Raw genomic sequence first — 26,070 nt, 5'->3', positions numbered from 1 at the left:
CAATGAAGTCTATTCATTGCCACTTTTTTTGTAAAGTTATTTAATGCCTTGTTCCTTTTTCATTCGAACAATTTCAGGACCAAGCTCGTCGTGTACTGTGCCTTTCCAAGGCTTTACACCAGCGATGTATGAGGAGCGAGTCATAATATGTCCTCCAACAGGACCTGTGATGAACAGGAACAGTATACCAAGCAAAATGCGGGGGTTAAAGTGATCTTCAATGAGCCAGAAGTGAAAGAATACGCCAATAAGTACGCACATGACACCGAGCGTTGCGCTTTTTGAAGCAGCGTGAGCACGTGTGTACAAATCAGGTAAACGGACAAGACCAATGGCAGTCACGACAATAAATAGCACCCCGATAGAAATGAAAAAGATAACTAAACTATTAGCGAGTATTGTCACGTTTAATGATATCTCCTTTCTCTATGAATTTAGAGAAAGCAACCGTACCGATAAACGATAAGATCGCTAACAATAATATAATCTCCAGAAAGAAGCTTGTTTCAACCAATACTGAAAACAGTCCAATTAGCGAGATGACTGATACACCTAATGAATCCAATGCTACCACACGGTCGGATGCAGAAGGTCCTTTTACCATTCGATAAATAACTGCAACCATCGATAAGCAAATCACCACAATTGCAGTAATAATAAACGTTGTCATGATTTACTCACCTCCAAAATCGCTTTCTCAAATGAATCCCGAATTGCAGTAATTGCTTCATCGACATCACTCATGTCTATAGCATGTACATACAACGTTTTTGCATCATCTGATACGTGCACTACTACAGTACCAGGTGTTAACGTAATGAGACTCGATAATAATGTAATTTCCCATTCTTGTGTTAAAACAGTAGGATAGGCAAAGAACGCAGGCTGCATATCCAACTTTGGCTTTAAGACCACTCGAAGCACTTGTATATTCGCTAACACTAACTCTTTTAAAAAGAGTAAAGTCAGTTTAATGATTGCCCATATGCGGTAGACGTAAAGACGGGTTGTAAAAAATCTACGCATAATAATGAGTAATACAATACCGAGAATGAACCCAATGATAAAGCCTGTTGCTGTGTAATTAGAAGAAAGGAACATCCAAACAAAGGCAAGCATAACATTTAAAATAATTTGAAATGCCATATCACTAATCCTCCTTCAATACAGCATCTATATAAATAGATGGATCACTTAATAGTTTTGCTGCATCGTCCATAAATGGGGTAATCCATTCAGAACCAACACCATAGGCTACGGTAATGAGCACTAGAATAACAGTAGGCACGAATAATGTATGATAGACTTTTTTATCGACAGTACCTGTCGTTTCTTTTTCCTCACCCCAAAAGGCATAAAGGAAAATACGAATAACTGACAATAACACGAGAAGTGACGAAGCTAAAATAAAAATACTGCTCCATTTACTGCCTGCTTCAAAGCCTCCCTGAGCAATTAACAGCTTTCCGACGAAGCCGCTAAGTGGGGGAATCCCTGCTAAACCAAATGCTGCAATTAAATAGAACCAACCGAGGGCAGGATATTTATTCATAAGACCGCCCATTTTTCGTAAATCAGATGTGCCCGTAATGTAAATCACTATACCTATCAACATAAAGAGCGCTGCTTTTATAAGCATGTCATGAATTAAATAGAACATGGCACCTTTTAGGGCGATTTCATTCATTTGAGATACACCGAATAAAATAACACCTACAGCAATGACGATATTATAGATAATGATAAGCTTCACATCGTGATAGGCAAGAGCACCGATACAGCCCGCAATAATTGTTGCAACTGCTAATGCCATTAGTAGATCATGCGTATATGATAAATCATGAACGAAGAACAATGTATATGTTCGAGTAATCGCGTAAATGCCAACCTTTGTTAATAGTGCACCAAATAGCGTTAGCACTGGTATTGGAGCTGCCGCATAAGAAGTTGGAAGCCAGAAGTATAGAGGAAAAATAGCCGCTTTTAACCCAAATACCATTAAAAATAGTACAGCTATAACCGTAACAATACCTGGCTGATTAATGTCAGCAATTTTTACTGCAATATCTGCCATGTTTAATGTACCTACTACTGAGTATAGGAAGGCAACTGTTATAACAAATAATGCAGATGAAATAACATTAATTAAAATATATTTAATGGAACCTTTAAGCTGTCCTTTTTCGCCCCCAAGAACGATGAGCAAATAAGAGGCCATTAACAATACCTCGAAGAATACGAAAAGGTTAAAAATATCGCCTGTCGTAAATGCCCCGTTAACCCCAGTTAAAATAAACATGATTCCAGGATAATAGAAGAAGCGTTCACGTTCCTTAGTGATGGAACCAAAGCCATACCAAACAACAAAGATGGCAATCAGTAGCGTTGTTGTGACAAGTAGTGCGGACACCATATCTGAAACCATCGTTATACCATACGGCACAGGCCAGTCACCGAACGTCACCTTTTGAATACCATCATTCTTCACCTTTATAAGCAGTGAAATGGCTGATATAAGTGCAAGTCCTATTCCTAGTAATGCGAATGAACGTTGGTATTTTAAATTTTTTTGCCCAAACATTAAAATCATGCCGAAGAAAAACGGGATGATGATGGGCAGTAGAAGGAAGTTATTCATCCTCATCACTTCCTCTCATTAAGCTTATATCATCTGTCTCGAGTTCTTGGTAAGAACGGTAAGCAAGTACAAGGAAGAAAGCAGTTACCCCAAAGCTAATAACAATCGCAGTTAAAATAAGCGCTTGTGGTAATGGGTCTGCAAAAGTTTTTGCCCCTTCCTTTAAAACAGGTGGTGCTTCTCCACCAAGCCCGCCCATCGTTAAAATGAGAAGATGAGCACCATGACTTAAAAGACCTGTCCCGATAATAATACGCAATAAGCTTTTGGATAAGATTAAATAAACCGCTGCCATAAACAAAAAGCCAATGACAAACGCCATAATTATTTCCATTATTCATCCTCCCCAATCGTTTGAATAATGGTCATCGTAACGCCGACAACAACCAAATAGACACCGCTATCAAAAAGCATAGCCGTGTGTAATGACTGTTTGCCTAGAAGCGGTAAATCGAAATAATCAAAGAAATGTGTGAAAAACGGTTTACCTACAAACATTGGGAAAGCGGCTGTTGCTAGGGCTAGAAGTAAGCCAATTGCAGTTAAATACGTATAATTTATTGGTAAAACTTTACGAACCGTATTTAAATCAAAGGCAAGGACTAAAAGTACGATAGCACTCGATGTTAAAAGTCCACCGACGAAGCCGCCCCCAGGTGTGTAATGACCAGCAAGGAAGATATGAATGGAGAAGAAGAAAATAATGAAGAATACAATTTTTGTTGTAAATTGTATAATGACATCATTTGTTTTCATGCGATTTCTCCTTTCTATTCATGCGTAGCTTAATCATTGCTAAAATGGCCATGCCGGCAATTCCTAGCACTGTAATTTCAAATAATGTATCAAAGCCACGGTAGTCTACTAAAATTACATTGACAATGTTTCCACCGCCAGCTTCTGAATAAACTGTTTCCTCATAATACTTCGAAATCGTTGGAATCAATTTTTGTGAATGTGCAGACAGTGCTATAAGCGTAACCATAACACCGACAGCAATGGAAACAATTGCCCGATTCAATTGGAATCTCATGCGCTCTTCTCGTTTTCCAAGCTTCGGTAGATGATAAAACGCTAGTAAAAATAGCGCTACAGAAATCGTTTCAATGACAAGTTGTGTTAATGCTAAATCAGGAGCATTAAAAATAACGAAGAACAATGCTACTGTGTAGCCGACAGCACCAAGGCCTATAATCGCTGTTAAGCGTGACTTTGCCAGAATTGTAATAGCTGTTCCAATGACTAATACTACGACTAAAATGATTTCGTAAGGACGAATAGGTGCAGTATCTTGGAAGGAGACTGTAAAGGCCTTCTTCACAAATAAAGAACCTATGACAATCGCTGCAATACTACTAAACATATATAGCAGGTAATGACGCATAGAGCCCGTCATATATAGACGTGATACACGATTTAACCCTACGTCTAGTCCAAGCATTATTTTGTCGTATGCATTATTCAATGTTAAAGATCGTGGGAATTTTTGATAAATACCCTGCCATTTCGGTAATGATACAAACAATAGAACCCCAATAATTATTATGCCAAATGTCATGATTAATTCAGGTGTAATTTCACCATGCCAAGCCGCCACGTGAATATTAATATCCTTTGGTGAATCATATAAGAATGGCTGAATAGCTTGTACTGCTGGCTTTACAAAAGTATCCCCTACTAGGTTCGGAATAAAGAATATTGTTACCACTAATGCTGCTAAAATCATCGGTGAAATCAGCATGCCAATCGGTGCCTCATGTGGTTTATGAGGTAATTTCTCTGGTGTATATTTACCAGTAAATGTTCTAAAAACAAAATAGAAGCTGTAGACAAATGTGAAAATACTAGCAACCCAAGCGACAATCGGGAAGAGTGCTCCCCATGTGTCAAAGCCAAAAAATTCAAAATTTTGCAGTGCAAGCATTGCTGTTAAAAACATTTCCTTACTTAAGAAGCCGTTAAATGGCGGTAGACCAGCCATTGATAAGCTTCCGATTGCCGCAACTGTAAAGCTAAGCGGCATAATACTCATTAAGCCACCAAGCTTACGAATATCACGTGTACCTGTTTCATGATCGACAATACCTGCAATCATGAATAAGCTTCCTTTAAATGTTGCATGGTTGATCAGGTGGAAGATCGCCGCAAAAGCAGCAAATTTAATCGTATCTGTTGCCCCATTGCCATGAAATGCTAAGGCACTAGCTCCGAGCAATGACATAATAAGGCCAAGCTGACTCACTGTAGAGAACGCAAGGATTCCTTTTAAATCTGTTTGTTTCACAGCGAAGAACGAACCCCAGAATAGCGTTAAAATACCTACGCCTGTAACGAGCCATACCCAAAGCTCAGAAACTGCGAAAATTGGTGTAAAGCGTGCAACTAAATAAATACCTGCCTTTACCATTGTTGCAGAGTGAAGGTATGCACTTACTGGTGTTGGCGCTTCCATTGCATCTGGTAACCAAATGTAGAATGGGAATTGTGCAGATTTTGTAAATGCGCCTAAAAGTATTAAAACGAGTGACCAAGTGAACATTGGATGCTGCACTAAATTAGGTGCCATGACAATAAGTTCACGGATTGAATACGTTCCCCCCATTAAATACAGAAGGATGAATCCCCCTAACATCATTAAGCCGCCGCCGACTGTAATCATCATTGATTTAAGTGCACCAAAGCGAGATGCATCACGAGAATACCAGTAGCCAATTAGTAAAAATGACGAAATGGATGTTAGCTCCCAAAAGAAGTACAAAGAAATTAAATGATCTGACTGTACTACTCCTAGCATTGCGGTCATAAATAGTAATAAGTAAACATAAAAATTATGTAATCTTTCTTTATGTTTGTCTAAGTAAAAAATAGAGTAAAGTACGACTAACGAGCCAATTCCGGTAATTAGTAATGAGAATAGCAAGCTAAGTCCGTCTAAATAAGAAACGACGGAAATATCAAGCGATGGAATCCAAGGAAGCTCTTCAAGAAAAACTTTACCATCTGCTACTTTTGCGATATATGAAGCGTAAATAATCGCGAGTGTAGCAGGGACTGCAAGAACAAACCAGCCTGTGTGAATATTTTTAATGCGTTTATATAAAAATGGCACAAATATTGCAGCAAGCATTGGAATGAAAATATAAAGTACTTGTAACAAAAAAATCCTCCTTTATGCAAGTAAGTAGGTTAATTATAACGCACTTTTTGTATGAATGCATATGCACTCATAGGATTTAGCTTGCGATAGTGGAAGAATTTTGGATATATTATAAATAAGAAGTTATCAATAAAAATAGAGGAAAAAATTTTTTATGAAAAACCCTTATATTTATGGTTATCTACCATTAATCACGATTTTGTTATTTAGTTTGACGTTTGGTATGTATGCTGTAAGTGAATCATTGCAAGTTTTTCATGCAATTGGTGTATATTCTGGCATGCGGGAGTTTTTATCCGATTTCGAGCTCCGTGTTTTTTTACTAATTGTTTTTGCGGGAATCTTTTTTATGTTATTTTCAGCATTAAAATTAGTAGGGGAAACTATTCATGAGCTTGGAATGTTATTTTTCTCAAAAGATAATGATGGTGCGACAGTTCATCAAGCGCGAGGCGGATACATCATATTATTAGTTGGTGCAATATGTTCAGCTTTCGCTATTCAATTTATTTACGTTTTAGTAGGTATTTTTGTCTTAACCGTTTTTATCTACTTTATTTACCTTATCTATAAAATGAGTCAGTTTATGTCGATGGGTGGAACGATTGGCTTACTAGTATTTGAGCTATTTATGTGGACAATACTATTATCGCTAATAATTTATGTTGTTTTAAAATTGTATAATGGCATCTTGGCAAGCTTACCGTTTGCACATTAAATGGGATCATCACTAAAACGTGTGGTTGATTTCCGTTCCGACTGGGCGCTTTGTTGTTGCTGTCGCTACGCTTTCGCACAGAGCAAAGCTTCCTGGGGGCGTCCGATGAGCCGCTTCACTCGTGATGCTCGCTCCAGGGTCTCGGGCCAACACGATGTTGGTCACGAAGGTGTTATCACAGGATGTGATGCTTTTAGCCTTCGTTCCTCTATTGCTAATCCCCAAGGAGTCGCCAAGCCTCCACTACAATCAACTTATTTACACAGTAGATGTTTTAACAAAAGTCATCCATAACTTTTGGTGATGAACCATTAAATTTAAAATTACATAGAAACGTTAAAGCAATGAAAGGAGCGGCCCAGAGTGATGAATTTCACTTAGGGCTGCTCCTTTTCATTGAGGATTTATGACTATTTACTGTAGTAAAACATTAAATAGTTGATGGTGAATCTTATAGTCTTCTAATCTTTCCATAGATTGTGGCTTATCATAACCCAGCCAAACTGCTGCTGTGTATTCATCGTTTAATCCTGCAAGCCAGTAGTCGCGATAGTTGTTAGTTGTTCCTGTTTTCGCACCGATATAGTTACTTCTACTATAAACGCCTTGTCCTGTACCTCGAGTAACAACATCTGAAAGGATTGAACGCATATTCTTAACAGTTTTCGGTGACCAAATTTGATCGCGTGCTGGATCCCAGCTGTAAAGCTCCGTTCCATCAGCCGCTGTTACTTTACGGATGCTATGGGCCTGCACGTATGAGCCATCTATAAAGCTTGTATAAGCGTCTGCTAGCTCAAGTGCTGTAACACCATACGTTAAGCCTCCCAAGGAGACAGCGTAATTATGGTCTTTTGCCACGATGGAGCGGAAGTTAAAGCGATCTAAATAACTAAATGCTGTATCAATTCCGATTGTGTTCAACAGACGGAGAGCCGATGTATTGTAGCTATATTGAAATGCTACTCGAATGGGTACATCACCGTATTTAAAGCCGCCATAGTTTTGTGGACAAAATGAACCGACACAATAACTGCCACCACTCACTATAGAATCAGGTGTATGTGCTGTCGTTTCAAAGAAAGGTGCATATACCGCTAATGGCTTAAAGGCAGAGCCTGGCTGACGCGTTCCTTGAAAGGCTCGATGATAACCAAACTTTTCATAGTTTTTCCCTGCATAAAGACTAACTACTTCACGGGATTTATTATCAATAACTGCTCCGGCTGCTTGTAATTTGCCTGAGCCTAGAATGGCAGTCATCTTTTTCTCATCATTTGCTTGTTTGTCTGGATTAAGCGCTGTATAAATCGTTAATCCATTTTGAAATAATGTTTTGAGTCGATTGTCTAGCTGCGCTTTGATTTTTTTCTTTTCTTCTTCGCTTTGTGTTTTTGCAAGACGATCCGCATAGCCTTCTTTTTCTGCAACTAACCATTTAAGCTCTTGTAGGACGTAAGTGCTGTACATAGGGTAGCTTTGCGCTTTATTCTTTACATTTAATGTTATCGTTTCAGCTTTATGTGTATTAGCATCTTCTTTTGTAATAGCGCCGCTCGTTGCGAGTGTATCTAATAACCGCTCTTGTCTAGCTTTTGTTTTATCAAAATTTTTTAAAGGATTATAAAGTGAGGGATTATTTGGAATAGCCGCAATAAATGCAATTTCAGCTATAGATAATTCTTGGAGTGGTTTTTGAAAATAATAGGTAGCTGCTCCGCCAATTCCATAAACTTGATTGCTAAAATAGGCTTCATTTAGATACATCGTTAAAATTGCGTCTTTATCAAATTCTTTCTCAAGCTCATAGGAATAAAATACTTCTGTTAATTTTCGCTCATATGTTTTTTCATCGGATAAATAACGCATACGAACGAGTTGTTGTGTAATAGTGCTGGCACCTTGAGACGTTGAATTTGTGCTTGAGTTAGCAACAACTGCACGAACGATAGCACTGAGGTCAAAGCCGATATGCTCATAAAAATGAGCGTCCTCACTAGCGATGAAAATTTCCTGGGCAATTTTTGGGATTTCTTGTAGTGTTAGAGGTTGCCTCCATTCGACATATTCCTCGCTAAATGTATTGCCGTTTTGATCAATAAGTGTTACTGGAAGCTGTGGTTGAACTTCCGGTAAGTGAATAGCGCTAGCAATTTGCTTCTCATGCGCTTTTGCCGCATGGATTTCCGTCCTAATATTTGTACTAATCCACCAAAGGACAGGTAAGGATAGTAAAATGATAATAAAACCAAAAGCCTTTTTCATGTGTGCCTCCACTCTAAATATGAGTCACTCAAAAGAATAACATATTTTGGATGGTTTCCAAATACTCGTTCCGACCTATTTGCACTTTATCAAAAACCTTGGCTAGCAGTATGAACAACTCTTGGTATGTTTAAATACGATAATAAATTTTCATAAAGTAAGTTCGTCATCATAACGTGGGGGTGATTTCCGTTCGGCTGGGCGCTTTGTTGTTGCTGTCGCTACGCTTTCGCACAGATAAAACATTGTTGCTGTCGCTACGCTTTCGCACAGATAAAACATTGTTGCTGTCGCTACGCTTTCGCACAGTAAACACCCGCTACGCTGCAGGGTCTCGGGCCAATAGGATGTTGGTCACGAAGGCGTTATCACAGGACCTGATGTTTTTAGCCTTCGTTCCTCAACTTGCTCGCTCTAGAGTCTCACCTATTACACCGTCCATAAGGAGTCGCCCAGTCGGAACGGAAATCAACCCCACACTTTGCTTATTAGCCAAAAAGTTAAAAGTGCAAAAAATCGTCAATACTTTGGTGAAGAAAACCATTAAGAAGTATGTTAGACTAAAATGAGGTCAGAAATGATAGTATTATCATTTTCATTGAAACTGAAATTTTACTTTTAAAGGAGAGACTTCAATGTTTCCACAATTAACAACAGAAGTACTTGAAGGCGAAGTACTTGTAGAAATGAAAACAACATTAGGTGCCATCAAAATTAAATTATTCCCTGAGCATGCACCGAAAACGGTTGAAAACTTCTTAGGCCATGCAAAATCTGGTTACTACGACGGCATCATTTTCCACCGTGTAATCCAAGACTTCATGATTCAAGGTGGTGACCCAACTGGTACAGGTATGGGCGGTGAATCAATCTGGGGTAACTCTTTCGAGGATGAATTCTCTGATAGCGTATTTAATCTTCGCGGTGCACTTTCAATGGCAAATGCGGGTCCAAACACAAATGGTTCACAATTCTTTATCGTACAAATGAAGCACCTTCCAAGTGATATGCTTCGTCAATTACAAGGTGCTGGCTTCCCAGAAGAGATTATTGAAGCATATGCTCAAAATGGTGGTACTCCTTGGTTAGACCATAAACATACAGTGTTTGGTCATGTTGTTGAAGGTATGGACATCGTTGACAAAATTGCAGACGTAGAAAAAGACATGCGCGATAAACCAGTAGAAGATGTGAAAATCGAGTCAATTACAGTTTTTGAATAATAATTGTAAGGACGTGTAAAACATGAAACATTTAATGTATCAATTTTTATATTTCCCAGAAGATAAATCAGGCTATGTTCCTGCAGCTTTTGAATTTTTAATAATGCTTATATTATGTATTGTTGTCTTTACCGTTTTCCGTAAGATTTCTAAGAGACAAGAAATGAAATCAAAGGAACTCGAAGCACGTATTCTTTCAGAGAAAAATAATACAAACAATCAGCAAAATATTTAACTTCTTTCATTGGGTGTCCAAACACCCAAATGAAAGAAGTTAAGCCTCCAGACGCAATTATGCGGAGGCATAATTGATTGTACCAGATGCCTCGCAGCCATTAAGGATTGCGAGGCATCATATTTTCTCATTAATCTCATGTTAAAATTTTATCTTCGCTCCATTCTTCAAAAACTTAAACTCCATATGAGATATAATTCTAAACAAAAAAGGATACCTCAAAAAAACCTTGAGATATCCTTTGCTATTTATTTCCTATTACTGAAGTACTTGCTTAAAGCGCTGAACACCGTCTTTCACTGTCTCAAATGAGCAAGCAACGTTCATACGCAGGAAGCCGCGACCCTCTTCGCCATATTTTGTACCTGGCTCTAATGCTAGTTTGCCATGTTCAAGCAATCGTTGCATGAATTCATTTTCATCAAGTTCTAATTCTCGATAATCAATCCAAAGTAAATAAGTGCCTTGAGGTTTTGTAATATGGATTCCAGGTAATTGTTCTAATTCGGCAATCACATAGTCCATATTAGCTGAAATGTAAGGTAGCATTTCGTTTAACCATGGCGAACCTTCTGTATAAGCGGCTTGAAGTGCCACAGCGGCAAAAGTATTTAATGAGCCTTGCCCGCTAGCCATATGAACTGCTTCTAGTAACATTCTCTTTTTCTTATCTGTCACGATCATATAGGCAACTTGAATCCCAGCTAGGTTAAATGTTTTTGTCGGTGCCATACATGTAATAATGCGATCAATTTCATCGCCAGCGATTTTTGCTAATGGCGTATGTTTTGAGCCATCTAACATTAAATCAGAATGAATTTCATCGGAAATAATTACTACATCATATTTTGCACATAGTCGTACAATTTCCTTTAATGTAGCTTCATCCCATACATAGCCACCGGGATTATGTGGATTACACAATATGTAGGCTTTCACATTTTGAGCAAGTGCTTGCTCAAAGGCTACAAAGTCATAGACATATGTCCCGTCTTTTTCTACTAAAGGACAATTAACAACCTCTCGGCCATTGCTTTTTGGGATGTTATAGAATGGTGGGTAAACAGGTGATGAAATAAGAACTTTATCTCCTGGATTAGTAAATGCCATAATACTATCGGCTAAAGCAGCGACAACACCATTACAGAAAACAATGGATTCTTTTTCAATGTGCCAATCATGTTGAGTATTTTGCCAGTCTACGATTGCCTGTACGGCTTCATCGCTAACAAAGCTATAGCCAAAAACAGTCTTTTCAGCATGCTCTTGCAGCGCCTTTGATACAGCTAATGGCGCAGCAAAATCCATATCAGCTACCCACATTGGGAGTATGCCTGAAGCATCTTGTAGCCCATATACGTTTTCCATTGCGTCCCATTTTACAGAGTTTGTACAACGACGGTTAATAGTTTGATCAAAAATAGACAAGCAAATCACTCTTTTCTTTTTTATTTACTATGGTATCATACGAGTATGATAAAAGGATAATAGGTGAGTATTTTGGAAAATATAAAAATGAATCAAGCAGCCGTACATCTGCTAGAGGAGTGGGATCCATTCCACTTAGGTCCAGATCATTATGATACTGAAACCGCAGATGTTGTAGCAGCATTGCAAGGTATCGACGATCCATCTGTTCTTGCAAAGGTTATTCAAGAAACATATGAGCATTCGTTTGAAGAATGGATTCCGTATGAAGATTGTGTAGCCATTTCATACAAACTTATTGCGATAAAATTTGAAGCAAAATGCATTATTTAACTTCTTCAAAAGGTGAAAATACCTGAGTGACCAATATTGTATTGGTTTAACTTCTGGTGGATGCACAATTATGTTTTTGCTTTTCTATAGAAAACGAGGTTGTCTTTTAATTATGAGACAACCTCGTTTTTTTAGCTATAAAAATAAAGCTATTTTAAACATTAGTAAAATCCCCTGGATGAACATAATTATTATCGCCATTGTTAAAAGTTTACAAAGTCGAAAATAAAGCGATCTAAAATTTTTACATCGGATAAAATGCCGAATGATAGTGCACTTGGATTTTCTACCCGCGAAGTACAAGGGAATCAACCACACGGTATGATGGGAATCCAAAATATATTTAAATATGTAACAATTGGGAGTAATGGTTCGTTACATATGTAAAGGGGGGATGACTGTGACAGAAACCGAATTAATAGAACGGGCTCAGCAAGGAGACAAAGGCGCCTATATAGAGCTAATCCGAATACATCAACGAACAGTTGAAAAGTTTGCTTTTCAATGCGGCGTACATAGTAATGATTTAGCAGATGTTTCACAGGAGGTATTTGTGAAGCTCTATCGTTTTTTACATCAATTTAAGCAGGATCGTTTTACGACATGGCTCTATAAAATCACATTGAATGCAACGCGTGATTATTATCGCAAAGAACAACGAGAGCAAGCAAAGGAAGAAAGACTAAGTGCACAGCAACAAATACCCGCATCTTCAGCAGAAAAGCATGTCCTTAATTTTGAAGAGGATAGGCTATTACATAATGCTATTAATGAACTCGATGAAAAATATCGTTATCCACTTATATTATTTTACTTCCATGAATTAAAGTATGAGGAGATAGCAGAGGTACTAAATATTTCGTTATCAACAGTCAAAGTTCGTATATTACGTGCAAAGGAAAAGCTCAAAGCGGTGATCATGCAGGAGGGGAGTGTTGAAAATGGATGATAAACAGTTTGAAAAACGAATGGAGCTTCTAAAAAAATCCTATGATCGCATGGAACAAAAGTTAGATCCAGAAACCGTTTTCGCACAAATTGAGGCAGAAGATGCAACACAACAATCGCAAGAAACAGTAATAACAAAAAAGCCCCCTTCAAGATGGCAAAAGCCGGCAGTCTGGATAGCATGCATGGCAAGTGTACTTTTAGTAGGTGTTCTCGTTTCGTCGTATGTGATTAATCAATCAGAAAACGCAAATAGTGAAGATGATCTTTCTCAGGAAGAGACACAGGAAGCTGGAACTAAAAAATGGGTCGAGAATATTACTAAAAAGTATAATAGTAAAAAAGAACAAATAAGAAGAGAGTTAAAAGTTTCTATTGATGAACTAAATGCCTTTGAATTTATTAAAAATGCTGATGCTAAGTTAGACTTTTACACAAGAAACAATTTACATTTACTCATTAATGATAACCAGTATTTAGAAAATGCAGAAGAAAGTGTTCTTAATGAATTGATGACACCTAGGAGAGCTTTAGAAGCTATTAATGGACGGGAAAAATTATCTTTTGATGAATCATTTGAGATTTATCACTTATATGAAAAAACGGTCCTGGAACTTGAAGGTTTTTATAGTAATCTTCTTGTGCAATATGAACCTCTCTCAAAGAAGGAAGTGGATAACAATCAATATCCATCAGATTTAAATGCAATTATTGAAGCTGCGAACAATCAATTTATGGAACTGAAAGTAGATGATCAAGGTTCGTTTTATTTTAAGGCTAATCCGATTAATGGTGAATTTGCACAGGATTCTATTCAGCAATTACATCCTGATATTTTTGGTTACTTCGAGTATTTAGAAAAGGGGCATTTATTATTAGCAGATGATTTAAGGTATACGCGGGAAGAAACGGCTAAATCTTTGAAAATAATGGAGCGCTCGTTACTAGCGGATATAAACTCAGGTTCATCTACTTATGAGGTTCTAAGACAAAGCTATAAAAATACATGGTTGGTATTGTTGAAAGGAACGGAAACCTATCCTGCTTTAACAAAAGATGGGAAACCACATCAAGATTATATGAATTTCTTACAAAAAGTAGCTGATGGGAAGTACGGGGAAGTTATGAAAAAAACTGCTTCAACAATTTTGATTGAGCTACTACAGAACAATCACTCAGATACTTTAGCTCAGTTAACAGTCTACGATATTTGGACAATGATATTGCAAAATCAAGAAACGGAAGGATTTGTTAATAATAGTGATTTTACTATTGTAAGTATTGATGAATCAGAGATAAAGAGTATATATGAGCAGTATAAAAAAAGTGATACTGAAACATTTATCGATCAACTACGACCATTGAATTTGGTTTCTCTTTTTTTATATGCAAAAACTATAGGGGATGAATCTTTAAAAAAAGCTATATTAATGCCTGAAGCAAATATTAATACAAGTGTGTTAGACAAAGTTAAAAGTTTGGATATTTTTAGTCAATTAGGGGAATATGATGGTATTTATCCAATGGTTGCTGTTCGTGTTTCAGGAGAGTATCAGGATATGTACGGTAGACAAATTTTTATTAAATTATCGAAAAACAAAGAAGGTAATTATCGCATATCAGGGATCGCTGATTGATGGGATGATTTTTTGCCCCACTTATTTACGTATGTTATAATTTATGGTGATATATACGTAGCAAACAAAAAGAAAGTGGGCAAAGTTTATGGAAAAAAAATATGAATTAGGAGACGTGTTGAACGGAAAAGTTACAGGTATACAGCCGTACGGTGCATTTGTTGCGCTTGATGAAGATACACAAGGCCTTGTACATATTTCCGAAATTACGTACGGCTTTGTAAAGGACGTTAGTGAATTTTTGTCAGTTGGGCAAGAGGTAGAAGTGAAGATACTTGAAATCGATGAAGATGCTGAAAAAATTAGTTTATCGATTCGTGCTTTGCAGGAGCGCCCGGCTACATTGCGTAAAAAAGATGCGCCACCACGTAAATCATTGCAGGACCGTGTAGATGAATCGGATGCGAATGGTTTTAATTCCTTAAAAGATAAATTACAAGACTGGATCGAGCAGTCAGGACAATAACTGTCTATTAATGCGAGATGAAAAAACGAGGGTGCTTTCAAATATGAAGGTATCCTCGTTTTTTAGTATTTAATTATAGCGAATTTTTTATTTTTCGAATTCGGTACTGTAGGTTTTGACGACTCATGCCAAGTGCAGTAGCGGCCTTTGTAATATTGCCTTCATATAAATTTAAGACGTTTTGCACATAATAGGATTCGGCTTCACGTAAATAAGCATCGAGCGGCATAACATCATTCTGTTGCTGGAACATAAAAAATTCCGGCTCGTGATTAGATACGCCTTGCTGCTGTACTTTGAAGCGGAAATGCATTGGTAATAAATCTGAGGTAACTGTTGATTCAGTAGTCATAAATGACACCGTTTCATCTAGTAACAGCTCAAGCTCCTTTAAATTTCCTGGCCAATCATATTGCAAAAATAAATCCTGTACATCAGGTGATAATTCCGTGACATTTGAAGCAAATCGTTCTTGATGGCGGTTAAAGTAATCATCTACGAATGGAAGAATATCTTCTTTTCGATCTGTTAAATTAGGAATGGAAATGGCCATCGTTGCAAAGAAATAATACAGTGATTTTGACAGTTTATCTTCTGCGATTAAAGTAATGGGATCACTTCCTACACTGCCAATGAGCATGTATTTTGACTGTGGAAGAGACTGTAATACCTCTAATAGTTGCTCTTGAATATCTAGACTTAAAAAATCAATGCGTTCAAAGAAAAAAGTGTATGGCTTGTCATCCTGTAAGAGCTCCTGTAATTTATCTAAAACAGATTGAGCAGAGCGACGACTCACTAGAGTTACAAATGCTTCAGGGTCAGTCGAAGCTGCATGATGTATACCTTCTGCTACTAAATCTTTTCCTGTACCTGATTCACCAATTAATAATACTGGCAATTTCACAGCTGCTGCTTTCTTGGCATTTGCGATAACTTGTCGCATCGAATCAGAAACAGCTGTTATCATATCGAATGTTAAAGGTTCACCATATCGACGAAGAGGCTGATAAACTAGCTTTTCGAGTGATGTAATGTCCCGAGCAAACTCGATAGCTCCAATTAGTTTATTTTCAACATATAGTGGAAAAGTATCGTTAATCGTTGTTATTTCATGACCATTTTTATTCCAGTATGTTTGTTTTACATTAACTTCTTTTTTACCTGTTTGTAACACACGCATTAAAGTACTTTCATGCTGGCGGAAAGAAAACATCTCAATAACAGAACGATCGGCTAATTCATCAAAATGAAATCCCTCAATTTCTTTCATCTTCGTATTATAAATAATTGTTTTGCCAGAAAGGTCTACAGCATGTATACCAACAGTTACATTTGTTGCGATAAACTCATAAAAAGGGAGTAAAGGTTCGGAATTTTTCATAAAATGTGCACCTCAAAAATTTTTTACTTGAAATATGCAACGAAATTTTGCATTATAATAAGTGTAAGAATATTCTAAACGCAAAGATATTTTGCGTCAACGTTTTTGCACGTATCAATTATGCCTCGGCATAATTGCGTCCGGATTCGGCTTTGTGCTTGCACAAAGAACTCCATTCCGAATTCCGTGACATCCGCCGGAGGCTTTAACTTCTTTCAGCGGGCGTTTGGACACCCGCTGAAAAGCAACTTAAAACTAGCATTGATCTCACCACCTTAGGTGGGAGACTTCGGCTGAAAAAAGTTAAAACACATCTCACGAGGGAGGATTTAGTATGATTTCATACAAACACGAACCATTCACAGATTTTACTCAAGAGGCAAATTACAACGCATATTTAGAAGCATTAAATAAAGTCGAAAGTTATTTAGGTCAAGACTACCCACTTATTATCGGTGGCGAACGTATTACGACAGAAGATAAAATCGTTTCATATAACCCTGCAAAGAAAACAGAAGTAATTGGTCGCGTATCAAAAGCAAACAAAGAACTAGCTGAAAAAGCGATGCAAGCTGCAGACGAAACTTTTAAAACTTGGAAAAAAGTAGATCCAGCTATTCGTGCAGACGTACTATTCAAAGCAGCGGCAATTATCCGTCGTCGTAAACATGAATTCTCTGCACTTTTAACAAAAGAAGCGGGTAAACCGTGGGCTGAAGCTGATGCAGATACTGCAGAAGCAATTGATTTCTTAGAATACTATGGCCGTCAAATGCTACGTATTAAAGAAGGTCAACCTGTAGAGAGCCGTCCTGGTGAATATAACCGTTATGACTATATTCCACTAGGTATTGGTATTGTTATTTCGCCATGGAACTTCCCATTCGCAATTATGGCAGGGACTACAGTTGCTGCTTTAGTAACAGGTAACACTGTATTATTAAAACCAGCTTCAACAACTCCTGTAGTTGCTTATAAATTTATCGAAGTGTTAGAGCAAGCTGGACTTCCAGCAGGTGCTGTGAACTTTGTACCAGGTTCTGGTGCAGAAGTAGGTGACTACTTAGTGGATCATCCGAAAACGCGCTTCATTAGCTTCACTGGATCTCGTGATGTAGGCTTACGTATTAATCAACGTGCATCTGTTTTAAATGATGGTCAAATTTGGATTAAACGTGTTATCGCTGAAATGGGCGGTAAAGACACAATCGTTGTTGATAAAGAAGCAGATTTAGAGCTTGCAGCACAATCTATCGTAAAATCAGCATTCGGCTTCTCTGGTCAAAAATGTTCAGCATGTTCTCGTGCTATTATCGTTGAAGATGTATATGACACAGTTGTTAATCGTGTAATTGAGCTTACTAACACGTTAACAGTTGGTGATCCAACAGACTTCAAAAACTTCATGGCAACAGTAATTGACCAAGCGGCATTCAATAAAGTAACAGAATACATTGAAATTGGTAAAGGAGAAGGTCGCCTTGTTGCAGGTGGTACAGCTGATGATTCAGTTGGTTACTTCATCCAACCAACAGTATTTGCAGACGTAGATCCTTCTGCACGTGTTATGAAAGAAGAAATTTTTGGTCCTGTTGTAGCAATCGCAAAGGCTAAAGATTTCGATCAAGCAATCGATATTGCAAACGATACTGAATACGGTTTAACTGGTGCGGTTATTACAAATAATCGTATGAACTTAGAAAAGGCTCGTGAAGATTTCCATGTAGGTAACTTATACTTCAACCGTGGTTGTACAGGTGCAATCGTAGGTTACCAACCATTCGGTGGCTTCAACATGTCAGGTACAGACTCAAAAGCAGGTGGCCCTGACTATCTACAACTTCACATGCAAGCAAAAACAACTTCAGAAATGCTATAACTTCTTTAGCAAACTGAAGAAGTATAGCCCTCGGTGTATGTCACGGATTCGGTTTTGTGTAAGCGCAAAACTGAATCTGACCGGGGCCGGGGCTAATAAGAGAATCTGCAAAACTCCTCCTAATAAAGTAGGCTGAGCAAGAACCGCAGACGATAATGGTATAGCGGCTTATCTAGGAGTAGCTAGGCAGATTCTTGTTTTTTTATATTCAGAAAATGCGGAATTGTCCTATTAAATTTACTTATAGAAAAACATAGTCTTCCATAGATTTTTCATCATGAAAGTAAGGAGAGAATACTATATGACAAAAACAAAACTAGTTATTGAACAAACTCAAAATTTTGGTGCTGCAAACTATCACCCGCTACCGATCGTTATCTCAGAGGCTGAGGGTGCTTGGGTAAAAGATCCGGAAGGTAATAAATACTTAGATATGCTATCCGCATACTCTGCTGTAAACCAGGGTCATCGTCATCCGAAAATTATCGCTGCGTTAAAGGAACAAGCTGATAAAGTAACATTAACTTCTCGTGCGTTTTATAGTGAAAACCTTGGTGAATGGTATGAGCTTGTTGGTGAATTAACGAATAAACAGATGGTATTACCGATGAATACAGGTGCAGAAGCGGTAGAAACTGCATTTAAAGCGGCTCGTCGTTGGGCATATGATATAAAAGGTGTAGAAGATGGAAAAGCTGAAATTATTGCATGTAATGGTAACTTCCATGGTCGTACAATGCTTGCTGTATCTCTATCATCTGACGAAGAATATCGTCGTGGCTTCGGTCCAATGTTACCGAATGTTAAGTTAGTCGATTACGGTAATCTAGAAGCATTAAAAGCTGCCATTACTCCTAACACAGCAGCGTTTTTAATTGAACCAATCCAAGGTGAAGCAGGAATCGTTATTCCTCCAGAAGGTTTCTTAAAAGCTGCTCGTGAGCTATGCCGTGAAAACAATGTTTTATTCATTGCAGATGAAATCCAAGCTGGTTTAGCACGTACAGGTAAAATGTTCGCATGTGATTGGGAAGAAGTAGAACCTGATATGTACATTCTAGGGAAAGCTTTAGGTGGCGGTGTATTCCCAATTTCTTGTGTAGCTGCAAATCGTGAAATTTTAGGAGTTTTCAATCCAGGATCACACGGTTCAACTTTCGGCGGTAATCCTTTAGGATGTGCTGTATCTATTGCTTCAATTAAAGTATTACTAGATGAAAAATTAGCAGAGCGTTCACATCAACTTGGTGAATACTTTAAAGGGAAATTAAGAGATATTAATAACCCAGTTATTAAAGATGTTCGTGGTCGTGGTTTATTTATCGGAATGGAATTAACAGAGGCAGCACGTCCGTATTGTGAAAAGCTTAAAGAATTAGGTCTATTATGTAAAGAAACACATGATACTGTTATTCGATTTGCGCCACCACTTGTTATTTCTCAAGAAGATTTAGATTGGTCAATCGAACAAATTGAAAAAGTTTTTAATCTTTAACAAAATGTTCACATTTCAATTCGGAAGTATGTTACAATGATGCCGATATACTATCATTATAAAAACAAAGAGGCGATTTAATAATGTCTGAAAACTTAAATCTGTTCACATCAACTCAAGAAGTCATTCAAGAGGCTCTAAATAGACTTGGCTATGACGAAGCAATGTATGAATTGTTAAAAGAACCGCTTCGCATGCTCCAAGTGCGTATTCCTGTGAAAATGGATGATGGTACAACAAAAGTATTTACTGGTTACCGTGCACAACATAATGATGCTGTAGGACCAACTAAAGGTGGGGTTCGTTTCCATCCGGCCGTATCTGAGGAAGAAGTTAAAGCGCTTTCAATGTGGATGACATTGAAATGTGGTATCGTGGATCTGCCTTATGGCGGCGGTAAGGGCGGTGTCATCTGTGACCCTCGTCAAATGTCTATGGATGAAATTGAAAAATTAAGCCGTGGATATGTTCGTGCAGTTAGTCAAATCGTAGGACCAACAAAAGATATTCCTGCGCCAGACGTATTTACAAATGCACAAATTATGGCTTGGATGATGGATGAATACAGCCGTATGGATGAATTCAACTCACCAGGTTTCATTACAGGTAAGCCACTAGTACTTGGTGGTTCTCAAGGTCGTGACCGTGCAACTGCACAAGGCGTAACAATCGTTATTCAAGAAGCAGCGAAAAAACGTGGCATTGATATTAAAGGCGCACGCGTTGTTATTCAAGGCTTCGGTAACGCAGGTAGCTTCCTTGCGAAATTCATGCATGATTTAGGTGCAAAAGTAATCGGTATTTCTGATGCTTATGGTGCACTTCATGATCCAGAAGGTTTAGATATCGACTATTTATTAGATCGTCGTGATAGCTTCGGTACTGTAACAACATTATTTGAAAACACAATTTCAAACAAAGAATTATTAGAGCTTGATTGTGATATTCTAGTGCCAGCTGCTATCGAAAACCAAATTACTGCGGACAATGCAAACAACATTAAAGCAAACATCGTAGTAGAAGCAGCGAACGGTCCAACAACAGCTGAAGCAACTAGAATTTTAACTGATCGTGGTATTCTACTTGTACCAGACGTATTAGCATCTGCTGGTGGTGTAACAGTTTCTTACTTCGAATGGGTACAAAATAACCAAGGTTATTACTGGACAGAAGAAGAAGTTGAAGAACGTCTATACAAAAAAATGGTTGATGCGTTTGAAAACGTTTATACAACAGCGACAACACGTAACATTAACATGCGTTTAGCAGCTTATATGGTAGGTGTTCGCCGCACTGCAGAAGCTTCACGCTTCCGTGGATGGGTTTAATCAATATAATATGAAAGTCGAGTCATTCTTAATTGGATGACTCGTTTTTTTGTATGCGTTCCTTTTTTGCATGAGAAAGAGGTTCTGCTTAGGTCGTATTTGGAGAACGTACATATTATGAAACCTTCGACATCTTATATGAAGTCATTCGATAAGTTAGCTTGAGAGGCTAATAGGGGGACAGACAGTTAGAACGTTTGAAGTGACAAATTGGAGCTAATATTTTGGTTTTAAATCTTTGCGTTCATTAACAGAAATATGAGAAAATCCAACTAGAAAGGGGCGAATTGAATGGATTCATTTACATTTTATAATCCGGTGAAGTTGCATTTTGGTGAAACTGCACTTGAAAAGCTATCAAAAGAGTTAACGCAGCAAGGTAAAAAGGTATTGGTTGTCTATGGTGGAGGTAGTATTAAGAAAAATGGTGTTTACAATGCTGTCATCGAGAAGTTACAAGAAGCAGATAAAACAATATTTGAACTAAGTGGTGTTGAGCCAAATCCACGTGTGGAAACAGCGAGACTTGGTATTGATCTTTGTAAAAAAGAAGGAATTGATCTAGTTCTAGCTGTTGGTGGCGGTTCCGTTATTGACTGTTCTAAGTTAATCGTCGCTGGGGCAAAATATGATGGCGATGCTTGGGACATTGTAAAGCGTAAAGTATTTGTGCAGGACGCTTTGCCGCTTGGAACGGTATTAACGCTAGCAGCAACAGGTTCTGAAATGAACTCAGGCTCTGTCATTACAAATGCGGAGACAGAAGAAAAACTAAGCTGGGGCAGCCCTGCGGTTTTCCCGGAATTTTCAATTTTAAATCCAGCGTATACAGTGTCAGTACCAAAAAATCATACAGTTTACGGTATCGTTGATATGATGTCGCATGTTATTGAGCAATATTTCCATAACACGACGAATACCCCGATTACAGATGAAATGTGCGAAGGAGTATTACGAACAGTTATTACTACAGCTCCTAAATTAATAGAAGATTTAGAGAATGTCCAGTTGCGTGAAACGATTTTATTAGCTGGAACAATAGGATTAAATGGATTCTTATCAATTGGTTCTCGAGGTGATTGGGCGTCACATAATATTGAGCACGCTGTATCTGCAGTATACAATATTCCGCACGCTGGCGGTTTAGCAATATTACAACCACATTGGATGCGTCTAAGTGTACCTGTGAATCCAGAACGTTTTGCGGGTATTGCAACACGCGTTTTCGGTGTCGACGCTGCAGGGAAGACTCCAGAAGAAGTAGCATACGAAGGAATTGATCTTTTATCGGCATTCTGGACTTCAATAGGAGCTCCGAGTCACCTTGCAGATTATGAAATCGATGATTCAAAATTCCATCAAATCGTAGAACATGCAATGCAAAATGGGCCATTTGGAAACTTCAAAAAATTACAGGAAAAAGATGTGCGAGCTATTTTGCAAAACTCACTTTAATTGAAAACGGATAGGAGGCAACGTAGTTTTGATGTTCAGGCTTCCTTATAAAAAAATTGATGTCGCATTACGTTGCTTAGAGACATCGTTCATTTGTATAAAAATAGCCAACTGCCTGAAACATGGCAATTGGCTATTTATCTTATTTAGAAAAATTATGCTGGATAATGATATTATTGTTTGGGTGTTGGGTGATCTGGTCTTTCACCAATATGCACCCAATTTTGTTTTCCGTCATCCTCATCATATAGAATGGCCACTTTTGATACGCCCTTCTGACTTAAAATGACCTCTGTTAAATGGTCGCGGACATCATCTAGGAAAGCAAGTGATAAGTTAGGATCAGCTTCAGCAACTAATTCCACGTGTAAAAATTCACCTTCTTTAACGACCTCTAAACGAACAATATCTTTGATATTTGGGTCATCCATAACAAGATGAGCTATATGATTTAGCATTTCTTCGTCTGTTTCGCCAATAACGCCTCGTGCATTATCAAGGAAAACTTTTGCTACTACATAGAACATCATAAAGCCGATAATCATCGAAACGAGCCCTTCTATATTTGCCCAACCTGTAAAGTGCGCTATTAAAATAGCAGCGAAGGCTAACACGTTACCACCTGTAGCGACTAAGTCTTCCATAAACACTAATTTTGTTGCTGGTTTTGCGCGATTTAAATAAGGGAAAGCTTTAGGGATAGCTGTTAGTATTCCCACTTTTTCTTGCCCGGTCTCATGTAGTATTTCAACAGCAGCTTTCGCAAGAACTGATCCTTCTAAAACAATACCGATCAATAATACGCCAAGTGCAATGAGCATTCCTTTAGATTCTCCAGCTGGGTGTATAAAATGATGCCAGCCTTCTTTTACAGTTTCATAAGAAAGGATTGCCACGATTATAACAGCAAAAAGACAAACTAAATTTACAATTCGGCCAAAGCCTCCAGGAAATTGTTTTGTCGGTGCTTTTTTCGAAAGTGCTGAGCCGATATAAACAAATAATTGGTTTGCTGCATCCCCTAGTGAGTGCATCATTTCTGCAAACATGGCAACATTACCTGTAAAGAAGAAGGCGATGCCTTTAATAATTCCTAAAAAGGCATTGACAACTGCTGCCAACAAAGATGGTTTATTCCCGTTTTTTAATAGTTTTAATAGTTCTCCCACGAAAGAATCCTCCAACTAGTTTAAAATTTCCATTTCAATTTTTTCTATATAGGGTAGTGCTCGTAATGAACGATAAAATGACAGTAAGTTATCAGATACTATTAATGATAAACGTAAATCTAATTCGTGAAAAATATTATTATTATTTGGAACATCTTGAATGCGTATGTTTTCGATAATAATATTGTTTTCCTTTAGAAATTCTAGAAAGGACTCACTTTTTTCATCATTTTTAATCTGAACTTTCAATGATATCTCTCGCATACGAATTCTTTTTGGCCCTATTTTCATTAGAAACGGCGATAAAACCTCAATGCCGAAAACAATGATAATAACAGCTAAAGTAGCATCCATATAAAATCCTGCACCGACTGCAATCCCTATCCCAGCAGCTCCCCAAATCATTGCAGCGGTTGTTAAACCTGAGATACTATCATTCCCGCGCCTTAAAATAACACCTGCTCCAAGAAATCCAATTCCACTAACAACTTGGGCAGCCAAGCGTAGAGGATCCATTGTAATATTGATATCTGACCTTGGGGGTGTTGAGTAGGCGGTCTCGATCGAAATTATAGTTAATAAACAGCTAAAAGTGGCGATGACTAAGCTCGTTTTTAATCCTACAGGCTTCTTTTTTAATTCCCTTTCGATGCCGATTACTAAACTTAATGTGGCTGCAATTACTAATTTTATGCCAACTTCATATGTAATCATATTTCCAAATAAGGTTTCCATACGCAACCCTCCACAGATATTTCGTATTGCTAAGAGATATGCAAGGTGTCATTATTATATGTACATTACTTTTTTGTATTGTACATCACGATAGGAATGATGTATAAGTATTTTTTGTTTCTTTCAGCAATTGTTTTATGTGGCGAAAGTGAAACGTCAGCTACAAACGGTCTCGGTATCGAAAGTAGCTACAGAAAGTCTCCGACGTTATAGGTGATTAAATAGATGCTGGTATAAGTTAAAGTCTCAAGTAGATATCATGGATAGCACAAAGTCGTATCCAGACGTATTTATGTCCGGTAAAAATGATTGGAGGTTGGATTTAATGGAGAAACCAAAAATTCACCCATACATTCCTATATTTATAGGTGTTATTTCTGTATCCTTATCTGCGATATTTGTAAAGTTAGCAAATGCAGAGGCAGGGGTTATTGCGTTTTACCGGATGTTGTTTTCGGTATTAATAATGGCTCCTCTGTTTTTTTGGAAGTACACTAATGAAGTAAAACAATTAAGAAGACGAGATTGGCTATTTTCTTCAGTTGCAGGCATATTTTTAGCGTTCCATTTTATTTTGTGGTTTGAATCACTCAATTACACTTCTGTAGCAAGTTCTACAGTTTTGGTTACACTACAGCCGTTGTTTGCATTTGTAGGTACATATTTTTTCTTCAAAGAGAGCATTACTCTAAAAACAATACTTGCAGGCGCGATTGCTATTGTTGGTAGTATTTTAATAAGTTGGGGAGATTTTAAACTTAGCGGTACTGCATTTTATGGAGACATGCTTGCACTTATTGCGTGTGCACTCGTTACTGCTTACTTTTTATTTGGACAAGATGTACGTAAGCGGTTATCTCTTGTGACATATACCATGCTTGTTTATGCTGTTAGTACAATTACGTTATTTATCTATGTTCTTATTAAAGGTGAATCGTTTGGTCCTTATCCAACTATGGACTGGATATGGTTTATTTTATTAGCGATCGTGCCTAATTTATTGGGTCATACACTATTTAATTGGTCTATCAAATACGTTAGTACAAATGTAGTCTCTATTGCGATATTATTTGAACCAATTGGCGCGGCCATTTTAGCTCTTTTCATTTTTAAAGAGTATTTAATAGCTACACAAATTATTGGTGGATTAATTGTTATAGTAGGAATTCTATTGTTTGTGGTCGATGAGAAAAAGATTTTTAAACTTTTTTCAAAAAAAGCTTGATTTTTAAATTGCTATATTATATATTATTACTTGTCCTTAACAAGAAGGACGACTTTAAAAAAAGATTTGAAAAAAGATTTTAAAAAAAGTTGTTGACTTCTTGTTGTAGATGAGTTATGATGATAAAGTTGCTGAAAACAACAGCGACAAAATGAACCTTGAAAACTGAACAAGCAAAACGTAATCAATAAAGTTTTTAGTAACCAACCTCGAGTTGGTGAACGAAACAAAATTTTGGACATCAAACATGATGCCAGCAAAAACAATTTGAGCTAATCAAATTTCTTTTTATGGAGAGTTTGATCCTGGCTCAGGACGAACGCTGGCGGCGTGCCTAATACATGCAAGTCGA

25 protein-coding genes and 1 rRNA gene are annotated in these 26,070 nt (G+C 37.6%); 14 read left to right on the top strand and 12 right to left on the bottom strand.

All coding sequences use genetic code 11. The features are described from left to right. Nucleotides 1-36: 36 nt before the first annotated feature. Genes mnhG through ABNX05_RS19950 form a run of 7 tightly spaced genes read right to left on the bottom strand, consistent with a single transcriptional unit; the run spans nucleotide 37 to nucleotide 5,795 of the window. Nucleotides 37-405 (bottom strand): monovalent cation/H(+) antiporter subunit G, encoded by a 369-nt coding sequence (mnhG, locus tag ABNX05_RS19980; protein WP_349661312.1) that lies wholly within the window; start codon nucleotides 403-405, stop codon nucleotides 37-39. Further along, on the bottom strand, nucleotides 389-670 hold the full coding sequence (locus ABNX05_RS19975; RefSeq protein ID WP_079561532.1) for a Na(+)/H(+) antiporter subunit F1: 282 nt from the start codon (nucleotides 668-670) through the stop codon (nucleotides 389-391). The genes mnhG and ABNX05_RS19975 overlap by 17 nt, the downstream gene beginning before the upstream one ends. Then, entirely contained in the window at nucleotides 667-1,146 is a 480-nt protein-coding gene (locus ABNX05_RS19970) for a Na+/H+ antiporter subunit E (RefSeq protein WP_349661311.1), read from the bottom strand. The genes ABNX05_RS19975 and ABNX05_RS19970 overlap by 4 nt, the downstream gene beginning before the upstream one ends. Nucleotides 1,147-1,150: 4 nt before the next feature. Further along, nucleotides 1,151-2,638, bottom strand: a complete 1,488-nt coding sequence (locus tag ABNX05_RS19965) for a Na+/H+ antiporter subunit D (protein ID WP_349661310.1) — start codon at nucleotides 2,636-2,638, stop codon at nucleotides 1,151-1,153. Then, on the bottom strand, nucleotides 2,631-2,972 hold the full coding sequence (locus ABNX05_RS19960) for a Na(+)/H(+) antiporter subunit C (RefSeq protein ID WP_053593262.1): 342 nt from the start codon (nucleotides 2,970-2,972) through the stop codon (nucleotides 2,631-2,633). Before ABNX05_RS19960 ends, ABNX05_RS19965 begins: the two co-directional genes overlap by 8 nt. Then, complete coding sequence (locus ABNX05_RS19955) at nucleotides 2,972-3,394, bottom strand: Na(+)/H(+) antiporter subunit B (protein WP_049669152.1); 423 nt, start codon at nucleotides 3,392-3,394, stop codon at nucleotides 2,972-2,974. The genes ABNX05_RS19960 and ABNX05_RS19955 overlap by 1 nt, the downstream gene beginning before the upstream one ends. Further along, a complete protein-coding gene (locus ABNX05_RS19950; protein WP_349661309.1) occupies nucleotides 3,381-5,795 on the bottom strand; it encodes a Na+/H+ antiporter subunit A in 2,415 nt (804 codons plus the stop codon). The genes ABNX05_RS19955 and ABNX05_RS19950 overlap by 14 nt, the downstream gene beginning before the upstream one ends. Before the next feature lie 154 nt (nucleotides 5,796-5,949). Between ABNX05_RS19950 and ABNX05_RS19945 the strand changes: the two genes are divergently transcribed. Then, complete coding sequence (locus ABNX05_RS19945; RefSeq protein ID WP_349661308.1) at nucleotides 5,950-6,513, top strand: DUF5366 family protein; 564 nt, start codon at nucleotides 5,950-5,952, stop codon at nucleotides 6,511-6,513. Nucleotides 6,514-6,927: 414 nt separating this feature from the next. On the opposite strand, the gene ABNX05_RS19940 is transcribed toward ABNX05_RS19945, so the two are convergent. Further along, a complete protein-coding gene (locus ABNX05_RS19940; protein ID WP_349661307.1) occupies nucleotides 6,928-8,778 on the bottom strand; it encodes a transglycosylase domain-containing protein in 1,851 nt (616 codons plus the stop codon). A gap of 635 nt (nucleotides 8,779-9,413) precedes the next feature. On the opposite strand from ABNX05_RS19940, the gene ABNX05_RS19935 reads away from it, so the two are divergent. Continuing rightward, nucleotides 9,414-10,001, top strand: a complete 588-nt coding sequence (locus tag ABNX05_RS19935; RefSeq protein ID WP_349661306.1) for a peptidylprolyl isomerase — start codon at nucleotides 9,414-9,416, stop codon at nucleotides 9,999-10,001. A gap of 22 nt (nucleotides 10,002-10,023) precedes the next feature. Then, entirely contained in the window at nucleotides 10,024-10,236 is a 213-nt protein-coding gene (locus ABNX05_RS19930; protein ID WP_349661305.1) for a hypothetical protein, read from the top strand. A gap of 258 nt (nucleotides 10,237-10,494) precedes the next feature. Here ABNX05_RS19930 and ABNX05_RS19925 read toward each other — a convergent pair whose 3' ends face one another. Beyond that, nucleotides 10,495-11,664 (bottom strand): MalY/PatB family protein, encoded by a 1,170-nt coding sequence (locus ABNX05_RS19925; protein WP_349661304.1) that lies wholly within the window; start codon nucleotides 11,662-11,664, stop codon nucleotides 10,495-10,497. 72 nt (nucleotides 11,665-11,736) lie between these two features. On the opposite strand from ABNX05_RS19925, the gene ABNX05_RS19920 reads away from it, so the two are divergent. The 5 genes from ABNX05_RS19920 (at nucleotide 11,737) to yugI (ending at nucleotide 15,048) form a co-directional block, all read left to right on the top strand. Next, nucleotides 11,737-11,997: a DUF1871 family protein gene (locus ABNX05_RS19920; RefSeq protein WP_079561543.1), complete on the top strand. Its 261-nt coding sequence runs from the start codon at nucleotides 11,737-11,739 to the stop codon at nucleotides 11,995-11,997. A 258-nt stretch (nucleotides 11,998-12,255) separates the two neighbouring features. Next, nucleotides 12,256-12,384, top strand: a complete 129-nt coding sequence (locus ABNX05_RS19915) for a hypothetical protein (protein ID WP_349661303.1) — start codon at nucleotides 12,256-12,258, stop codon at nucleotides 12,382-12,384. A 13-nt stretch (nucleotides 12,385-12,397) separates the two neighbouring features. Beyond that, nucleotides 12,398-12,946 carry an RNA polymerase sigma factor gene (locus tag ABNX05_RS19910; protein WP_349661302.1) on the top strand — a complete coding sequence of 183 codons (549 nt, stop codon included), beginning with the start codon at nucleotides 12,398-12,400 and terminating at the stop codon, nucleotides 12,944-12,946. Further along, nucleotides 12,939-14,582 carry a hypothetical protein gene (locus ABNX05_RS19905; RefSeq protein ID WP_349661301.1) on the top strand — a complete coding sequence of 548 codons (1,644 nt, stop codon included), beginning with the start codon at nucleotides 12,939-12,941 and terminating at the stop codon, nucleotides 14,580-14,582. The genes ABNX05_RS19910 and ABNX05_RS19905 overlap by 8 nt, the downstream gene beginning before the upstream one ends. An 88-nt stretch (nucleotides 14,583-14,670) precedes the next feature. Then, entirely contained in the window at nucleotides 14,671-15,048 is a 378-nt protein-coding gene (gene yugI / locus ABNX05_RS19900) for a S1 domain-containing post-transcriptional regulator GSP13 (RefSeq protein WP_349661300.1), read from the top strand. Nucleotides 15,049-15,121: 73 nt separating this feature from the next. On the opposite strand, the gene ABNX05_RS19895 is transcribed toward yugI, so the two are convergent. Then, on the bottom strand, nucleotides 15,122-16,432 hold the full coding sequence (locus ABNX05_RS19895) for an AAA-type ATPase lid domain-containing protein (RefSeq protein ID WP_349661299.1): 1,311 nt from the start codon (nucleotides 16,430-16,432) through the stop codon (nucleotides 15,122-15,124). Between the two features lie 334 nt (nucleotides 16,433-16,766). Between ABNX05_RS19895 and pruA the strand changes: the two genes are divergently transcribed. The 4 genes from pruA (at nucleotide 16,767) to ABNX05_RS19875 (ending at nucleotide 22,589) form a co-directional block, all read left to right on the top strand. Continuing rightward, nucleotides 16,767-18,311, top strand: a complete 1,545-nt coding sequence (pruA, locus tag ABNX05_RS19890) for an L-glutamate gamma-semialdehyde dehydrogenase (protein WP_349661298.1) — start codon at nucleotides 16,767-16,769, stop codon at nucleotides 18,309-18,311. Nucleotides 18,312-18,612: 301 nt separating this feature from the next. Next, nucleotides 18,613-19,806 carry an ornithine--oxo-acid transaminase gene (locus ABNX05_RS19885; RefSeq protein WP_349661297.1) on the top strand — a complete coding sequence of 398 codons (1,194 nt, stop codon included), beginning with the start codon at nucleotides 18,613-18,615 and terminating at the stop codon, nucleotides 19,804-19,806. An 83-nt stretch (nucleotides 19,807-19,889) separates the two neighbouring features. Further along, complete coding sequence (locus ABNX05_RS19880) at nucleotides 19,890-21,134, top strand: Glu/Leu/Phe/Val family dehydrogenase (RefSeq protein WP_197144309.1); 1,245 nt, start codon at nucleotides 19,890-19,892, stop codon at nucleotides 21,132-21,134. Nucleotides 21,135-21,425: 291 nt separating this feature from the next. Further along, nucleotides 21,426-22,589, top strand: a complete 1,164-nt coding sequence (locus ABNX05_RS19875; RefSeq protein ID WP_349661296.1) for an iron-containing alcohol dehydrogenase — start codon at nucleotides 21,426-21,428, stop codon at nucleotides 22,587-22,589. 173 nt (nucleotides 22,590-22,762) lie between these two features. On the opposite strand, the gene ABNX05_RS19870 is transcribed toward ABNX05_RS19875, so the two are convergent. Both ABNX05_RS19870 and ABNX05_RS19865 read right to left on the bottom strand, forming a co-directional pair. After that, a complete protein-coding gene (locus tag ABNX05_RS19870) occupies nucleotides 22,763-23,758 on the bottom strand; it encodes a cation diffusion facilitator family transporter (protein WP_349661295.1) in 996 nt (331 codons plus the stop codon). A 15-nt stretch (nucleotides 23,759-23,773) separates the two neighbouring features. Next, nucleotides 23,774-24,493: an MgtC/SapB family protein gene (locus ABNX05_RS19865; RefSeq protein ID WP_349661294.1), complete on the bottom strand. Its 720-nt coding sequence runs from the start codon at nucleotides 24,491-24,493 to the stop codon at nucleotides 23,774-23,776. Nucleotides 24,494-24,818: 325 nt separating this feature from the next. Here ABNX05_RS19865 and ABNX05_RS19860 point away from each other — a divergent pair, with 325 nt between their 5' ends. After that, nucleotides 24,819-25,718 (top strand): DMT family transporter, encoded by a 900-nt coding sequence (locus ABNX05_RS19860; protein WP_079561553.1) that lies wholly within the window; start codon nucleotides 24,819-24,821, stop codon nucleotides 25,716-25,718. A gap of 287 nt (nucleotides 25,719-26,005) precedes the next feature. Next, nucleotides 26,006-26,070 (top strand): 16S ribosomal RNA (locus ABNX05_RS19855); the annotation flags it as partial.

Origin of the sequence: Lysinibacillus zambalensis (assembly GCF_040183165.1) — a bacterium.
GTDB lineage: Bacteria > Bacillota > Bacilli > Bacillales_A > Planococcaceae > Lysinibacillus > Lysinibacillus zambalensis.
This window is presented reverse-complemented; position numbering and strand designations above follow the sequence as displayed.

Bases quoted from the DNA above. Each gene is read 5' to 3' on its own strand.
- ABNX05_RS19975 (WP_079561532.1), bottom strand. From the start codon at position 670: ATGACAACGTTTATTATTACTGCAATTGTGGTGATTTGCTTATCGATG.
- ABNX05_RS19970 (WP_349661311.1), bottom strand. From the start codon at position 1,146: ATGGCATTTCAAATTATTTTAAATGTTATGCTTGCCTTTGTTTGGATG.
- ABNX05_RS19965 (WP_349661310.1), bottom strand. From the start codon at position 2,638: ATGAATAACTTCCTTCTACTGCCCATCATCATCCCGTTTTTCTTCGGC.
- ABNX05_RS19960 (WP_053593262.1), bottom strand. From the start codon at position 2,972: ATGGAAATAATTATGGCGTTTGTCATTGGCTTTTTGTTTATGGCAGCG.
- ABNX05_RS19955 (WP_049669152.1), bottom strand. From the start codon at position 3,394: ATGAAAACAAATGATGTCATTATACAATTTACAACAAAAATTGTATTC.
- ABNX05_RS19945 (WP_349661308.1), top strand. From the start codon at position 5,950: ATGAAAAACCCTTATATTTATGGTTATCTACCATTAATCACGATTTTG.
- ABNX05_RS19940 (WP_349661307.1), bottom strand. From the start codon at position 8,778: ATGAAAAAGGCTTTTGGTTTTATTATCATTTTACTATCCTTACCTGTC.
- ABNX05_RS19935 (WP_349661306.1), top strand. From the start codon at position 9,414: ATGTTTCCACAATTAACAACAGAAGTACTTGAAGGCGAAGTACTTGTA.
- ABNX05_RS19930 (WP_349661305.1), top strand. From the start codon at position 10,024: ATGAAACATTTAATGTATCAATTTTTATATTTCCCAGAAGATAAATCA.
- ABNX05_RS19915 (WP_349661303.1), top strand. From the start codon at position 12,256: ATGCCGAATGATAGTGCACTTGGATTTTCTACCCGCGAAGTACAAGGG.
- ABNX05_RS19905 (WP_349661301.1), top strand. From the start codon at position 12,939: ATGGATGATAAACAGTTTGAAAAACGAATGGAGCTTCTAAAAAAATCC.
- yugI (WP_349661300.1), top strand. From the start codon at position 14,671: ATGGAAAAAAAATATGAATTAGGAGACGTGTTGAACGGAAAAGTTACA.
- ABNX05_RS19895 (WP_349661299.1), bottom strand. From the start codon at position 16,432: ATGAAAAATTCCGAACCTTTACTCCCTTTTTATGAGTTTATCGCAACA.
- pruA (WP_349661298.1), top strand. From the start codon at position 16,767: ATGATTTCATACAAACACGAACCATTCACAGATTTTACTCAAGAGGCA.
- ABNX05_RS19885 (WP_349661297.1), top strand. From the start codon at position 18,613: ATGACAAAAACAAAACTAGTTATTGAACAAACTCAAAATTTTGGTGCT.
- ABNX05_RS19880 (WP_197144309.1), top strand. From the start codon at position 19,890: ATGTCTGAAAACTTAAATCTGTTCACATCAACTCAAGAAGTCATTCAA.
- ABNX05_RS19875 (WP_349661296.1), top strand. From the start codon at position 21,426: ATGGATTCATTTACATTTTATAATCCGGTGAAGTTGCATTTTGGTGAA.
- ABNX05_RS19865 (WP_349661294.1), bottom strand. From the start codon at position 24,493: ATGGAAACCTTATTTGGAAATATGATTACATATGAAGTTGGCATAAAA.
- ABNX05_RS19860 (WP_079561553.1), top strand. From the start codon at position 24,819: ATGGAGAAACCAAAAATTCACCCATACATTCCTATATTTATAGGTGTT.